Consider the following 14,760-nt stretch of genomic DNA (forward strand, 5'->3'; position numbering starts at 1 on the left):
GCCGGCTACGACTCCCGTGCGGACCTGGTGTTCCGTTCCCGCACCGCGGACATCCGTGGCCGGGCGCCCAGCGCGATGGTGACGATGGCGCCGGCGACCATGCAGGCGCCGACGACCCACAGACCCGTGCGCTGGGTGCCGGTCAGGTCGCGCAGCCAGCCGGTGATGTACGGCGCCGCGAAGCCGGAGATGTTGCCCAGGGAGTTGATCAGTGCGATCCCTCCCGCCGCGGCAGCTCCGGCGAGGAAGTTCGAGGGCAGCGCCCAGAACGTCGGCAGCGCGCAGCACACGCCGACGGCGCAGATCGTCACGGCGACCATCGCGGCGTAGGGGTTGCCGAGGTACAGCGCGATCGGGATGGCGGCCCCGCCGACCAGCATGGGCAGCGCCACGTGCCACTTGCGCTCTCCGGTGCGGTCGCCGTGGCGCGCCCAGAACACCATCACCAGGGCGCCGATCACGTACGGGATCGCGTTGACCAGCCCGGACTGGACCACGGTCAGCTTCGTGTCGAACTCCGCGCCGAACCCGGCGATGATCGTCGGCAGGAAGAAGCCGAGCGCGTACAACCCGTAGGCGACGGCGAAGTACACGAACGCCAGCGCGAGTATCCGCGGGTGGGTGAGCGCCTTCTTCAGCGGCCAGTGGTGCTCGGCGGCGGTCGCCTTCCGTTCCGTTTCGAGTGCGGTGATGAGCCACTGCCGCTCGTCCGCGTTGAGCCACTTCGCCTGTTCCGGCTTGTCGGTGAGCCAGAACCAGGTCGCGAAGGCCAGCAGGACCGCCGGAATACCCTCGACCAGGAACATGAACCGCCAGCCGTCCAGGCCGAACACCCCGTGGCCGCCGACGATCAGAAGACTCGACACGGTGGACCCGATGGCGGACGAGACCGGCACGGCAACCATGAACAGCGCCACGGCCTTCGCCCGCTGCGCGGCCGGGAACCAATAGGTGAGGTACAGGATGATGCCGGGGAAGAAGCCAGCCTCGGCCACGCCGAGCAGGAACCGCAGGATGATCAGCGTGGTCGCGTTGGGCACGAACGCCAGCATCGTCGCGAGGACACCCCAGGTGATCATGATCCGGGCCAACCAGCGCCGGGCGCCGAACCGGTGCAACGCGAGGTTGCTCGGCACCTCGAGGATGAGATAGCCGAGGAAGAAGATGCCCGAGACGAAGCCGAACGCCGTGGACGTCAAGCCGAGGGCTTTGTTCATCCCGTTCGGACCGGCGAAGCCGATGTTCACCCGGTCCAGGTAGTTGACGAAGTACAGCAGGGCCAGGAACGGCATGATCCGCAACGCCACTTTGGCGAGGACACGATCACCGAGTACGCCAGTCGTCCTTGACACAGACACATCTAACCTTTCTCGTTCCCGACGAAGCCGACGGCGGGCCAGACGCTCGGCGCAATCAAATTCTGGACCATTTCCGGCGACGGTAGCACAACGAACGCTGTCAGTAACCAGCTTGGAAGTTGCCCGATGGATTCGATCCCCAGTGCAGGCGGCTACCGTTTAACCGGACGGGTTAAGAGAATTAGGGAATTCGCGCGAACGCGGCGAGTTGCCGTCCGGTGATCGTTCGACTCAGCCGTACTGAGGTGCCGGGGCCGTGGCATTGAGCGCGGTCACCACGGCCTGCTCCTCGAAGTCGAAGTGGGACTCCAGCTCACCCGAGAGACGTTCCAGCTCGGCCCGCAGCTCGACGGGATCCGACTCACCGGGCATAAAGCCCTCGACGAGCGTCTGGATCGAGTCCTGCAGCTCCGCCACGACCTTGTGTTGCTCGGCCAGTTGCGCGACGGCGGGCGCGAGGGCCGGGAACTGCTCGGCGATCGGCGGGAACACCGCGACGTCCTCGCGGACGGGGTGCCGGCGCAGCGCGGCGCAGAAGCTCAGGCAGTGGATGCGCATCTGCTGGCCGATGTCCGGCTCCGGCCGGGTTATCGTGGCCGCGGCCCCCTCCTCGACCTTGTCCACCTGCTCGCGCAGCGTCCGCAGCTCGCCGCGCAGCCAGTCGTGGACCTCGACGATCCAGTCGCCCATGCCCTTCACTCGCTCTTCCCCGGGTGCGGCTTCGATGCGGTGCAACACGATCACTGGGATCTGCCGGGGCGTCTTGGCCTGGTAGTCACCGTACCCGGGTGCCTCGGCCACGACCTGCTCGAACAGCTTGTCGTGCGCTGCACCCTGGGGGATGGCGGCGATCGCCTTGTAGGTGTCCTCGCCGGTCTCGACCGTGACGATCGGGTTCTTGCGAATGTTGTGGTACCAGGCGGGGTTGTGGTCCGCATCACCGGCCGACGCGACGACCACGCCGTTGCCGTCGATCTCCAGGTGCCCGAGGATGGCCTCGCGCGGCTGACCCGTCTTGGCGCCGATCGTGGTCAGCACGGCCAGCGCCCAGCCCTCGAACATGCCGGTCATCTTGCCGTTGTTCGCCCTGAACTCGGCGATGACCTGGCGCTGGAAGGCGCTCACATCGAAGCCGGACCAGTCTTCTGCTTGGCCATTGCTGGGTTTCACGTATTTCCTTTCGGCGGTTTCCGGAAGGACGTCGCGGCACAGAATCAGACACGAAAATACCCCGCAAGCCTGGGCATGGCGCAGCAATCCCGACAGGGGGATTGACGAACTGCTAGAGACGGAGTTCCGGTCTCTGTGGCTGGTTAGCCGCTACCTCCATGCATAGGCCCATACGGGGCTCGCCACGAATTTAACACAGGACCCTTAGCGCGGCAAGTCACCTCAGCCCTCATTCCACGTTCACAAGGAGGGTGGCCGTCCGGTGGTATCCTTCTCCATTAGCGAAGACACGTTATTGGGGATTGGATCGGCGGCTTGAATGGAGGGTATGTCGATGAATGATCCACTCCACTTTGGCTGGCGACGTTGAATCGGGTTCAAGTTCTGAATTTCTTCAGAAGCGGTCAGCTCGACAACTTCAAGCCAGGAATCATGCTGGCTGCAGTGCTGGATGTGGTTGGAGATCCCGACGCGGTTACGGGGCCGCTCCCGGCCATATACGCCTTTGGGGATCTTCAATTGGGGTTTTCGGAAGGCGGAATTCTTTGGTATCTCGCGATTGAGCCGTCCGGTGGTGACATAATCCTTCCCGGCCCGTCGGGGGCTCCGTCCAGGGTGGATAACTTCACCCTCAAGGAACTTATGGACAACGCCAGAGTTTCAGGAGAAGAGCTGTCGAAGTGTGAGCCATTTGTTTCCGGCGAGTACTGGTGGCGGATTTCGGGGGCGCGGGTATTTATCGACTTTGACGAAGCTGGATTAATGAACGTCGCTCAATGCGCGGATCAACGGTTTGAAAATTAGGTTAAACTGTAAGCGGATCGCCCGTGCGGGCTGCTGGTGCGTGCCGGCATAAGGGAGATCATAGTTAGCGGTGAGCAGGGTAGTTCGGTGGAGGTTTGGGGCTGACGTGAGCCCGTGGGCCACCGCTGCCTGCGAAGGAAATCCCGTGGTGTGCTGTCGGGGTGGGGGATATCGTTCTGCCGTGGACGATGGCGCAGAGGTGGACCAGGCGTGGCGGGCAGAGATGCTGGAGGCCATCGCGAGTGGCGATCTCTCTCGGTCGACGCGGGCGCTTCTGTCGCTGACGTACAACGAACCGGACCGCGAGTGGGTAGAGGATCTGCTCTTGGGTCAACTGAGAGAGGGGAATGATCCTCAGCTGCGTTCTCTGGCGGTGATTTGCGTGGGTCACCTCGGGCGGTTGCATGGGCTTGTCAGCGGTCGGCTGATCATCGTCCTCAAGGATCTGTTGGGTGACCCTGTTCTTGGCGGCACTGCTGAAGATGCGCTTGGTGACATCATGCACTTTGCCTGGATACTGTGAGTCGGAATTATCGGTTTGAGGTTTGCGGACCGAGGATGAGCTTCACGATCGTGCAGCCGGACGGTCGAGTGGGCTCGGCGACGAGGGCGACGAGGTCTCGGTCGTGGGGGATGCGCGGGCTTGGCGGAGTGGTGCCGGTGCTCGAGGTGGCCTCGCCGGCAGTTGGGCGCTGGGTGGCTGTGGTGTCACGTACCGTGGCAGCCCGGTGAGGCGCGGTGACGCGGTACTGGCGGTGGGGCCGTGTTCACGCCGACCTTCGGCCAGTCGGATGGACCGTCAGCGGGTCACCGAAGGGTGGTCCGACCTGGGGTTTTGGGGGCTTCAGACCTTGGCGGACCCCCCGGTGAAGGAGCACCATGGCGGGGTGTAGTCTTTGTTCACACGAGATGCGGAGTTCACCTTCGCTTCGGGGCTATGGCGCAGCTGGTAGCGCACCTCACTGGCAGTGAGGGGGTCAGGGGTTCGAATCCCCTTAGCTCCACATCGTAATGAACCCCTTCGATCAAGTCGTTTCGGCTGGTCGGAGGGGTTTTCTACGTTGCGGGCTCGATCTTCGCTGATCAGCTTGCGGCGACATCCTGTGCCCCTGCTGGGGCAGAACTGGAGCACTACCCCAGCCTCAGCCCGGCGTCGGCGCGGTGTCCTCGCCGCTCCGGGGTCTGGCTGGCGCCCGACCCCCACACCAGCGAAGAGGGGGATCACCACCAAAAACTCGCCCGGCGCAGGCATCGGCGGCGTGGGCGGAGGCGTAGTCACCGCCCACCACCGCCGTTCCAGACTATCAATTCATTGAAGCGCGGTATATCCGAACATCATCGTCGAGCCGACGCCGAACAGACTGGACACTTGACGAACACTGAACGAATCCGGCGGGCGGATTCCGTAACAATTCCGTCCTCGTCAAGTGCGTGAACCTAACCTGTGAGAATGAGATCGAACAAAGTGAAAGTGCTCTGAAAGCCAGGCACCGAGCTGTGTCGTTCTTCCGCGAGTTCGTGCGCGATCCCGGGACGCTCGGCGCGGTCGCGCCGAGCGTCCCGGCTCTGGCCGGGGCGGCGACGGCGGGGGTGGTCTACGCCTTCCTTCTCCCGCCAGTGAAGCGCCTGCGAGCGGGCTGAACCATAGGGCAACCAATCCTCCTCTTCAGGCGTGTACGTCCTGCATGCATGCAACAGGGGAGGGCCAGCATGACCTTACGAAGATCACTGACGTTGCTCGCCGTCGCGCTCACCATCGCGCTCACCGGCACCGATGGCGCGATGGCGGCAGCGGAAACCACTGGTCAACAGCGTTCCGAGGTGACGCTGTCCGCGACGTCCTGGGGTTACGTCGACTCAGCGACACCGACCACCGCCAATTTCAAGCCATCCGGCAACTTGCCGATCGGCACCTGGGACAACACACCGCACCTCCAACGCTCGTACGTGAGTTTCGACCTGAGCTCGTTGCGAGGTGTGCCGTTCACGACGGTGCTGCTTTCGGCCGGCGAGACGCACTACGTCGACTGCGACAGCCGCGCCACCGAGGTGTGGCGGACCTCCGCCTACACTAAGCAGTCGACCTGGCAGAACCGCCCGGCGGAGCGGACACGGGTAGCCTCCAGGGGCGCCGACGGCACCTGCATCGACAACGACGCCACGTTCGACGTCACCACTGCGGTGCGGGACGCGGTCGACCACAAGGACCGTCACCTCACGCTGGGCTTCCGCGTCGCCGAATCCCACGAGGCGGACCCGGCGTTCTATCGGCTGATCGAGGCCCCGGCAACGCTGCGGGTGGTCAACAACGCGCCGCCCGCGCCGCCGACCGACCTCCGCACCAACGACGAACCCTGTGCCAAGGACGGCACCGGAGCACTGGTGAGCCGCCAGCTGGAGCTGAGCGCACAGGTATCCGATCCGGACGGCGACTTCACGTCCGGGCAGTTCACATGGTGGCCGGTGGCGGACCCGTCGCAACGGCACACGGGTGCCGGGTCGGGCAACCCCGCCGCGGCGTACCCGGACACCTCGGACCTCGCCGACGGCACCTACGCGTGGGAGGTGTACGCACAGGACAGCTGGGGTGCGAAGTCGTCCACGGTGGGCCCGTGCCGGTTCACCGTCGACCGCACGGATCCGAACGCGCCTGCCGTCGTCTCCGCGACGTACCCTGCGGACGCCGAGGGCGGCGGGGTCGGTGTGGCGGGCGAGTTCACATTCTCCCCCAACGGTTCCACCGACGTCGCGCGGTACGACTACAACTTCGGCGCGAACACGCGTGAGATCGCCGCAGGCCCCGACGGTACGGCCACCGTCAGCTTCACGCCAACGGCCAACGGCTGGCAGTCGGTGCTCGTGCGGGCGTGGGACCGGGCGGGCAACCTCTCGCTCAGCACCTACTACTCATTCCTCGTCAAGGAGACGCGGCCGACGGTCACGTCCGACCGCTACCCGCCGCAGGGCGGCCCGGACGGCGGTATCGGCGTGCCGGGCGTGTTCCGGTTCGCGCCGGCGATGCCGAACGTCGTGGCGTACGACTACCGGCTGGACGACGGCGCGTCCGCCACGGTCACGGCCGGCCAGGACGGCGTCGCCGAGGTGACGATCACGCCGGCCACCGGTGGTGATCACGTGCTGTTCGTGCACAGCACCGACACCTCGGGCGTGAGGTCGCCGGATCGGGAGTACCGGTTCCTCGTCGATGCGTCACCGGTGGTGAGCGGGCCCGAGAACGTCGACCTGGGCACCTCGGCCACGTACACCGCAACCCCGAGAATGCCGCACGTCGTCGAGTACGACTACTGGTTCGCGAGTGCCGAGGGTACGAAGTGGACGGTCAAGGCGAACGCCGGCGGAACCGCCACGCTGCCGGTCGAGTTCACCTCGGCTGACCAGAACCTGCTGCGGGTCCAGGCCCGCGACGCGTCCGGCGGGCTGTCCCCGGTGACGGAGAAACGGTTGTCGCTCAACACCTGGCGACCGACGATCGGCCACGAGGGCGACATCGCGACGGAGGGCAGAGCCGCCACGTTCACGTTCACCACCCCGATGCCGAACGCCGTGGAGTTCGAGTACTGGCTGACGGCGGACCCGGCGACCAGGTGGACCGTGCCGGTCAGCGGGAACACCGCGACGGTGAGCTACACCCCACCAAGGATCGGCGACTACGAGATGTTGGTACGCACGAGGAACACGGCGGGCGTGTGGTCGTCAACGGACAACATCACGTGGACAGTGACGAACGATCCAACGGTGACCTCGAAGGAGTTCCAGGCAAACGGGCGGGTGTTCCCCGGCACCTTCACGTTGGAAGCCCGCCAGCCGGATGCGGTGGCGTTCGAGTACTCGTTCGACTGGGGTCCGTTCCAGCAGGTGGCCGCTCAGAACGGGCGCTCCGTGCTGGCATGGACTCCCCCGCTGCCACCGGAAGGCTGGGCCTCCCACAACCTGCGGGTGCGTACGGTGACGGCCGACAAGGTCTCCTCGCAGGAGAACACGTACGGGTTCAGCATCTCGAGCGCGCCGTACGTGTCGTCCAAGGAATACTCGGAAAGCGAGTGGTCGGGCGGTCCTGGTGTGCCGGGGACGTTCACCTTCACGCCGGGTATGCCGGGCATCGTCTCGTACACCTACTACGTCCGGAACGACCGGGGTGCCGTGACAGAGGAGTTCACGGTGCCGGCGGACAGTTCGGGTGCGGGGACGATGACGTGGACCCCACCGGACCGAGGCATCTACTCGGTCACCGTGTGGGGCAACACGGCCGACGGCACCAGGTCGGGTGGCATCGGCTACTCGGTGTACGTCAACTAACCGCGTGACCGGCGGCCCCGCTCCCGCCAGGGAGCGGGGCCGCATGCTCAGTATCGGCAGCACGCTCTCCCGAACCAGTAGGCACATGACGAGCTGAAGGCGGCCAGGTGCAGCGAGGACGAGATCTTCGTTGTGACGGTCACCGCCCGATCGGGGCGGCGCTGGGCAGCTTCGAAGCCGGCCGCGACGCGATCCATCGCTGAGAGGTGCCGAGAACGTACGTGGCCGCTCGTCCTTCAGGGTTTTCTGCATCGGTGGGTCGATGCACCACCTGCGCCGGCCCTGGTTCGACGGAATCAGCTGCTCATCATCACCTCTGCGGAGATCATCGCGGAGAGGCCGCACTGTCGTTGGCGCAAGAGCTGCCTGATGAAGTCCGGGACCCCGCCCCGAGGACGCCCAGCTCAAGAACCTCTTCATGACTTATTTTTAGCTCTGTATTGACTCCCCGTGTGGGCGCCGTTACATTTTCACCCGGTTGTGACGCCGAGGTCCCCGCCCGCTACGCCGCGTCTTCATGTCTGGGCATGAGCCTTGCCGTTTCCTGCTCGTCGAACGCCGCGGTGCGGTGGAGGAGGTTCCGATGGGATTGCGGAGAGTGGGCACGGTGGTGCTGTCCGCGTTGGCGCTGGTGAGTGGGTACGCGGGGGTGTCGCAGGCGGAGCCGGCAGCCCAAGCCCAGCCCCAAGCCCAAGCCCAAGCGCAGGCCCCAAGCCCGGCCCAAGCCCAAGCCATCGCGCCCGATCAGTGGTTCACGGTGCAGTCCGTGAACAGCGGCAAGTGCGTAGACGCGAAATCCGCCGCCAGCGCCAACGGCACGGTGGTCCAGCAGTACAGCTGTAACCAAACCGCCTCCCAAACCTGGCAGTTCCAGCCCACCACCGACGGCTACGTCCGCGTGAACACGCAGCTCAACGCGGCCCAGTCCTGGGACATCACGGACGTCTCGAAGGCCGACGGTGGACTGGTGCAGCTCTGGTCCTACTCGAACGGCGTCAACCAGCAGTGGCAGCCGGTGCAGGAAGCGAGTGGTGCGTACCACTTCGTGAACCGCAACAGTGGCAAGTGTCTCGACGTGCCGAGCGCCTCTATCGCAGACAGCGTTCAGCTTCAGCAGTACACCTGTAATAACACCAGTGCGCAATCGTTCACAATAACTCCCGTGGGTGGTACTACGACTCCTCCGAGCGAGGACCCGGACCTCGGCCCGAACGTCGTGATCTTCGATCCGTCGATGTCCGCCGCGAGCATCCAGAGCAGGCTGAACAGCATCTTCAGCCAGCAAGAGAAGAACCAGTTCGGCAGCCAACGCTACGCCGTGATGTTCAAGCCGGGCACGTACTCCAACGACGTGAACGTCGGCTTCTACACCCAGGTCCTCGGCCTCGGGCTCAGCCCCGACGCCGTGACGATCAACGGCGCCGTGCACGTGGAAGCCGACTGGTTCCCGCCGCAGAACGCGACGCAGAACTTCTGGCGCGGCGCCGAGAACCTGTCGGTGAACCCGACCGGCGGGGCCGATCGGTGGGCGGTAAGCCAGGCGGCGCCCTACCGGCGCATGCACGTGCGCGGCGACCTGCAGCTCGACGACGGCGGCTGGGCCAGCGGCGGCTGGATCTCCGACTCGAAGATCGACGGGCAGGTCCGCTCGGGCTCGCAGCAGCAGTGGATCTCGCGCGACTCGCAGTTCGGCAGCTGGAACGGCTCCAACTGGAACATGGTCTTCGTCGGCGTGAACGGCGCGCCGCAGAACACGTTCCCGAGCCCGCCCTACACCACGGTCGGCGAGGCGCCGGTGGTCCGCGAGAAGCCGTTCCTCTACATCGACAGCGCCGGCAAGTACCAGGTCTTCGTGCCGGCCCTGCGCACCAACACCTCCGGCACCAGCTGGGCGAACGGCACCGCGCCGGGCTCTTCGCTGCCGATCGACCAGTTCTACATCGCCAAGCCGGGCGCCTCGGCGGCCGACATGAACGCCGCGCTCGCGGCGGGCAAGAACCTGCTGATCACGCCGGGTGTCTACCACCTCAACCAGACCCTGCACGTGACCCGCCCCGACACCGTGGTCCTCGGCCTCGGCATCGCGACCCTGGTGCCCGACAACGGCATCACCGCGATGAACGTGGACGACGTCAACGGCGTGAAGGTCGCCGGCCTGCTCATCGACGCCGGCACGACGAACTCGAACACGCTCATGCAGGTCGGCGCGCCCGGCTCGACCGCCGACCACTCGGCCGACCCGACCTCGCTGCACGACGTGTTCTTCCGCATCGGCGGCCCGGCCGTCGGCAAGGCGACCAACAGCCTGGTGGTGAACAGCAACAACGTGATCGGCGACCACATGTGGATCTGGCGCGCCGACCACGCGGCGAACAACAGCTTCGTCGGCTGGAACACCAACACCGCCGACAACGGGCTGACCGTCAACGGCAACAACGTCACGATGTACGGCCTGTTCGTCGAGCACTACCAGAAAACGCAGGTCGTCTGGAACGGCAACGGCGGGCGCACGTACTTCTTCCAGAACGAGATGCCCTACGACGTGCCCAACCAGGCATCGTGGATGAACGGTTCCTCGCAGGGCTATTCCGCTTACAAGGTGGGCCCGAACGTGACCAGTCACGAAGCGTGGGGCCTGGGCAGCTACTGCTTCTTCAACACCAACCCGTCGGTTGCCAGCGCCCACGCGTACGAGGCGCCCAACACCCCGGGCGTGCGGTTCCACGACATGGTCACCGTGTCGCTGAACCACGCGGGCACGATTACCCACGTCATCAACACGACGGGCGCGACCACGCCCGACGGGACGAAGCCCGTGAACCTGGTGAGCTACCCGTAGCGCAGGCGCTCCAGACAACCGGTGCGCGCCGTGGTGGCGGCCTCGGCGCGCACCGGTTCCCAGTCCACGTGAGAACGCGCAAACGATCGACAGGAGTCGCCCGGTTCCCGGAACTTCCGGAAACTGGGCGACTTTTTCGTGACCACACCGTTCTCAAAGATCACCAACCGCAGCGGCACCGTCGCGCTGCGCCGAAGCAAGATCAGCGTGCATGAGCAGGGCACTGGCCATTCACGTCCGGTTCACGACCCGTCTGTGTCCTTCGTGGACTGTTCGCTCGGCATTCCCACACCCCGGGTATCAAAGGACTGGACAAGTGAAAAGACGTTTCGCTGCCCTGGCCGCGGTCGCAGCCGCCGGCACGCTCCTGCTCACCGCCTGCGGGGGTGGCGCGTCGGGCTCGGAGCAGAGCTCGGGCGCCGCCACCGCCAAGTCGGCCGCCGACCTCGGTGGTATGGACAAGCTCGTCGAGGCGGCCAAGAAGGAGGGCGAGCTCAACGTGATCGCCCTGCCGCACGACTGGGCCAACTACGGCGAGATCCTCGACGCCTTCAAGAAGAAGTACGGCCTGAAGGTCACCGAGGCCAACCCCGAGGGCTCGAGCCAGGACGAGATCAACGCCGTCAAGCAGCTCAAGGGCCAGGACCGCGCGCCCGACGTGGTCGACCTCGGCAGCGCGTTCGCCCTCTCGGCCGCGTCCGACGGCCTGCTGGCGCCCTACAAGGTCACCACGTTCGACGACATCCCGGCGGGCCAGAAGGCCGACGACGGCTCCTGGTTCTTCGACTACGGCGGCTTCATCTCCATCGGCTACGACGCCTCGAAGGTCACCGACCCGCCGAAGACGCTGGCCGACCTCAAGAAGCCCGAGTACAAGGGCAAGGTCGCGCTGAACGGCGACCCGACGAAGGCGGGCGCGGCGTTCGCCGGCGTCTACGCCGCGGCCCTGGCCAACGGCGGTTCGTTCGCCGACATCAAGCCGGGCGTGCAGTTCTTCGCCGACCTCAAGAAGTCCGGCAACTTCATCCCGGTGCAGTCGAGCGCGGCCACCATCGAGAGCGGCCAGACCCCGATCACGCTCGACTGGGACTACCTGCAGGCCGGTTACGCCGCGAAGCTCAAGGGCAAGGTCGACTGGAAGGTCACCGTCCCGAGCAACGGCATCTACTCCAACTTCTACGCCCAGGGCATCAGCAAGACCGCCCCGCACCCTGCCGCCGCGCGGCTGTGGGAGGAGTTCCTCTACTCCGACGAGGGCCAGAACCTGTTCCTGAAGGGCCTTTCGCGCCCGGCGCGCCTGCCGAAGATGGAAGCGGCCGGCACCGCCGACAAGACCGCGCTGGCCGCCCTGCCGAAGGTGGAGGGCGACGTCAAGTTCCCCACCGACGCGCAGGTCAACGACGCCAAGAAGGTCCTGGCCGACGAGTGGGCCAAGGCGCTCGGCTGACGTGACCGCCGAAACCGTCACCGCGGCGGCGGGAGTGGCCCCGGCCGCTCCCGCCGCCGCGCCCGTGCGCCCCGGGTCCGCGCGGCGCGTGCTCTCGTGGGTGGCGGGCCACCTCGGCCTGCTGCCGTTCCTGCTCTACACCGGCGTGTTCCTCGGCGCGCCGGTGGTGATGGTGGCCGTCGGCGCATTCCAGGACAACGACGGCGCCTTCACCACCGACAACCTCACCGCGGCGTTCGCCGACCAGTTCGGGCGCTCCTTCGCCACCAGCATCGAGCTCTCGGCGCTCACGGCCGCGGCCGGGGCGATCCTCGGCGCGATCCTGGCCAACGCGGTGCTCGGCTCGAAGCCCGACGGTCTGCTGCGCAAGGTCGTCTCCAGCGCCGCCGGCGTGCTCGCCAACTTCGGCGGCGTGCCGCTGGCGTTCGCGTTCATCGCGACGCTCGGCAGCATCGGCATCGTCACGAAGGCGCTGGTGGGCCTGGGCTTCGACATCTACGCCGGCGGCTTCAACCTCTTCACGTTCACGGGCCTCGCGATCGTCTACGTGTACTTCCAGATCCCGCTGATGGTGATCGTCTTCACCCCGGCGTTGGAGGGCATGCGCGAGCAGTGGCGCGAAGCCGCGGCGAACCTCGGGGCCACGCGGGCGCAGTACTTCCGGCTGATCGCGGTGCCGGTGCTGCTGCCGCCGTTCCTCGCCTCGACGCTGCTGCTGTTCGCCAACGCGTTTTCCGCCTACGCCACGGCCTACGCGCTGACCACCGGCGTCGTTCCGCTCGTGCCGATCCAGATCGGCTCGCTGGTGAGCGGCAACGTCGTGGCCGACCAGCAGAACCTCGGCAAGGCGCTGGGGCTCGGCATGGTCGTGGTGGTCGCACTGGTGATGGCGATCTACGCGTACCTGCAGAAGCGCGCTTCGAGGTGGCTGTCGTGAAGAACAAAGCGCTGCGCTGGACGGTGCTCGCGCTGTTCGGCCTGTACTTCCTCGTGCCGATGGGCGCGTCGGTGGAGTTCAGTCTCCGCGACGTGAACAACACGCACAGCTTCTCCTCGTGGGGCAAGATCCTCGACGAGCCGGACCTGCTGCCCACGCTCGGCACGTCGCTGTGGGTCGCGGCCGGCACGGTGGCGCTCACGCTGCTGCTGATGGTGCCCACGGTGAGCTGGGTGCACCTTCGCAAGCCGAAGCTGCGCCGCCTCATCGAGGGTGTGAGCCTGCTGCCGCTGGTCATTCCGCCGATCGTGCTGGTCAACGGCGTGCTCGTGGTGTTTCGCGACGCGCCGGAGGTGATCAACGGGACGCCCGTGATCCTCGTGCTGGAGTACGTGATCCTCGCGCTGCCCTTCACCTACCGCACGCTCGACGCGGGCCTGGCGGCGATCTCGCTGCCGACACTGGTGGAAGCCGCGCGCAGCCTCGGCGCGTCGTGGCCGACCGTGCTGCTGCGCGTGATCGTGCCCAACATCCGCTCGGCCGTGTTCGGCGCCGCGTTCCTCAACCTGGCGCTGGTGCTGGGCGAGTACACGCTGGCGAGCATCCTGCTGATGGACACTTTTCCCGTGTGGACGGTCAGCACCGGGCAGTCGGAGGCGGGCGTGTCCGTCGCCGTTTCCCTGCTGTCCCTGCTGGTCGCGTTCCTTCTCCTGTTCGTCCTGTCCCTTGTGGCCGGTCGCCGCAAGGCTTCGCGAGGTGTGGCGTGAAAACTGTGCTGGAGACTCCGCAGACGAAGACCGGTGCGTCCGTCGAGTTCCGCGGCCTGCGCCGCGAGTTCGGCGAGGTCCGGGCGCTCGACGGGCTGGACCTGACGATCTCGCCGGGCGAGCTCGTCGCGCTGCTCGGCCCTTCGGGCTGCGGCAAGACGACGGCGTTGCGCGTGCTCGCGGGCCTGGAGGCGGTGGACGCCGGCGAGGTGCTGGTGGACGGCACCGACGTGGTCGGCGTGCCGGCCAACAAGCGCGACATGGGCATGGTGTTCCAGGCCTACAGCTTGTTCCCGAACCTGACGGTGCGCGACAACGTGGCGTTCGGCCTGCGGCTGCGCGGCGTCGCCACGGCGGCGCGGCAGAAGCGGGCGCAGGAGCTGCTGGAGCTCGTGGGGCTGTCGGCGCAGGAGAGGCGTTACCCACACCAGTTGTCGGGCGGCCAGCAGCAGCGCGTGGCGCTGGCCCGCGCGCTGGCGATCGAGCCGCGCGTGCTGCTGCTCGACGAACCCCTGTCGGCGCTGGACGCCCTCGTGCGCACGCAGCTGCGCGACGAGATCCGCCGGCTGCAGCTGCGCGTGGGCATCACGACGCTGTTCGTGACGCACGACCAGGAGGAGGCGCTGTCGATCGCCGACCGCGTCGGCGTGATGCGGTCGGGGCGCCTCGAACAGTGCGACAGCCCGGCCGAGCTCTACGCAAGGCCCGCGACGGCGTTCGTCGCGGAGTTCGTGGGCACGATGAACCGCCTCCCGGGCGTGGTCGCGGTCGGCGGCGCGTCCGTCGACGTGGTGGGGGAGCGGCTCGTGCTGGCCGAACCGGGCCGGTGCACCGACGGCGACGCCGTGACGGTGCTGGTGCGCCCGGAGGCGGTCACGCTCGTGGCCGCTTCGGACGGGCGTGCGGTGGTGACGGACCACAGCTTCCGCGGCGCGGTCACCCGCGTCACCGCGCTGCTGTCCGACGGCACGTCGGTGCTGGCCGACCTCCCGAGCGTTTCGGCGGCGGAACTGCTGCCGGGCACCGGGGTCACGGTGTCGTTCGGGACGCAGCCGGTCCTGCTGGCGAGCTGACGCCGTTCCCGCCGCCGGAGGGTGTTCGCCTCCGGCGGCGGGAACGAC

The 14,760-nt window shown here is 66.8% G+C and carries 11 protein-coding genes and 1 tRNA gene; 10 read left to right on the forward strand and 2 right to left on the reverse strand.

Translation table 11 applies throughout. From position 1 onward, the window contains the following. Nucleotides 1-5: 5 nt before the first annotated feature. Nucleotides 6-1,292: an MFS transporter gene (locus AB0H62_RS25030; protein ID WP_360588634.1), complete on the reverse strand. Its 1,287-nt coding sequence runs from the start codon at nt 1,290-1,292 to the stop codon at nt 6-8. Between the two features lie 297 nt (nt 1,293-1,589). Further along, nucleotides 1,590-2,528: a nitroreductase/quinone reductase family protein gene (locus AB0H62_RS25035; protein ID WP_360588483.1), complete on the reverse strand. Its 939-nt coding sequence runs from the start codon at nt 2,526-2,528 to the stop codon at nt 1,590-1,592. 366 nt (nt 2,529-2,894) lie between these two features. Here AB0H62_RS25035 and AB0H62_RS25040 point away from each other — a divergent pair, with 366 nt between their 5' ends. The 10 genes from AB0H62_RS25040 to AB0H62_RS25085 all read left to right on the forward strand — a co-directional run bounded on the left by AB0H62_RS25040 (nt 2,895) and on the right by AB0H62_RS25085 (nt 14,712). Continuing rightward, complete coding sequence (locus AB0H62_RS25040) at nt 2,895-3,332, forward strand: hypothetical protein (RefSeq protein WP_220246783.1); 438 nt, start codon at nt 2,895-2,897, stop codon at nt 3,330-3,332. A 181-nt stretch (nt 3,333-3,513) separates the two neighbouring features. Then, complete coding sequence (locus AB0H62_RS25045) at nt 3,514-3,855, forward strand: hypothetical protein (RefSeq protein ID WP_360588486.1); 342 nt, start codon at nt 3,514-3,516, stop codon at nt 3,853-3,855. Nucleotides 3,856-4,263: 408 nt separating this feature from the next. Continuing rightward, nucleotides 4,264-4,336 (forward strand) — tRNA-Ala (locus tag AB0H62_RS25050). 493 nt (nt 4,337-4,829) lie between these two features. After that, nucleotides 4,830-4,973, forward strand: a complete 144-nt coding sequence (locus AB0H62_RS25055) for a hypothetical protein (protein ID WP_360588488.1) — start codon at nt 4,830-4,832, stop codon at nt 4,971-4,973. A 69-nt stretch (nt 4,974-5,042) separates the two neighbouring features. After that, complete coding sequence (locus AB0H62_RS25060) at nt 5,043-7,649, forward strand: hypothetical protein (protein WP_360588490.1); 2,607 nt, start codon at nt 5,043-5,045, stop codon at nt 7,647-7,649. A 583-nt stretch (nt 7,650-8,232) separates the two neighbouring features. Further along, the gene (locus AB0H62_RS25065; RefSeq protein WP_360588492.1) at nt 8,233-10,488 is read left to right on the forward strand and encodes an RICIN domain-containing protein; all 2,256 of its coding nucleotides are present in this window, start codon (nt 8,233-8,235) and stop codon (nt 10,486-10,488) included. A gap of 316 nt (nt 10,489-10,804) precedes the next feature. Then, the gene (locus AB0H62_RS25070) at nt 10,805-11,935 is read left to right on the forward strand and encodes an ABC transporter substrate-binding protein (protein ID WP_360588494.1); all 1,131 of its coding nucleotides are present in this window, start codon (nt 10,805-10,807) and stop codon (nt 11,933-11,935) included. A 1-nt stretch (nt 11,936) separates the two neighbouring features. Then, the gene (locus AB0H62_RS25075) at nt 11,937-12,872 is read left to right on the forward strand and encodes an ABC transporter permease subunit (RefSeq protein WP_360588496.1); all 936 of its coding nucleotides are present in this window, start codon (nt 11,937-11,939) and stop codon (nt 12,870-12,872) included. Then, the gene (locus AB0H62_RS25080) at nt 12,869-13,639 is read left to right on the forward strand and encodes an ABC transporter permease subunit (RefSeq protein ID WP_220246788.1); all 771 of its coding nucleotides are present in this window, start codon (nt 12,869-12,871) and stop codon (nt 13,637-13,639) included. The genes AB0H62_RS25075 and AB0H62_RS25080 overlap by 4 nt, the downstream gene beginning before the upstream one ends. Continuing rightward, complete coding sequence (locus AB0H62_RS25085; RefSeq protein ID WP_360588498.1) at nt 13,636-14,712, forward strand: ABC transporter ATP-binding protein; 1,077 nt, start codon at nt 13,636-13,638, stop codon at nt 14,710-14,712. The genes AB0H62_RS25080 and AB0H62_RS25085 overlap by 4 nt, the downstream gene beginning before the upstream one ends. Nucleotides 14,713-14,760: the final 48 nt, after the last annotated feature.

The sequence above is a fragment of the Amycolatopsis sp. NPDC050768 genome (assembly GCF_040654155.1).
Classification (GTDB): Bacteria; Actinomycetota; Actinomycetes; order Mycobacteriales; family Pseudonocardiaceae; genus Amycolatopsis.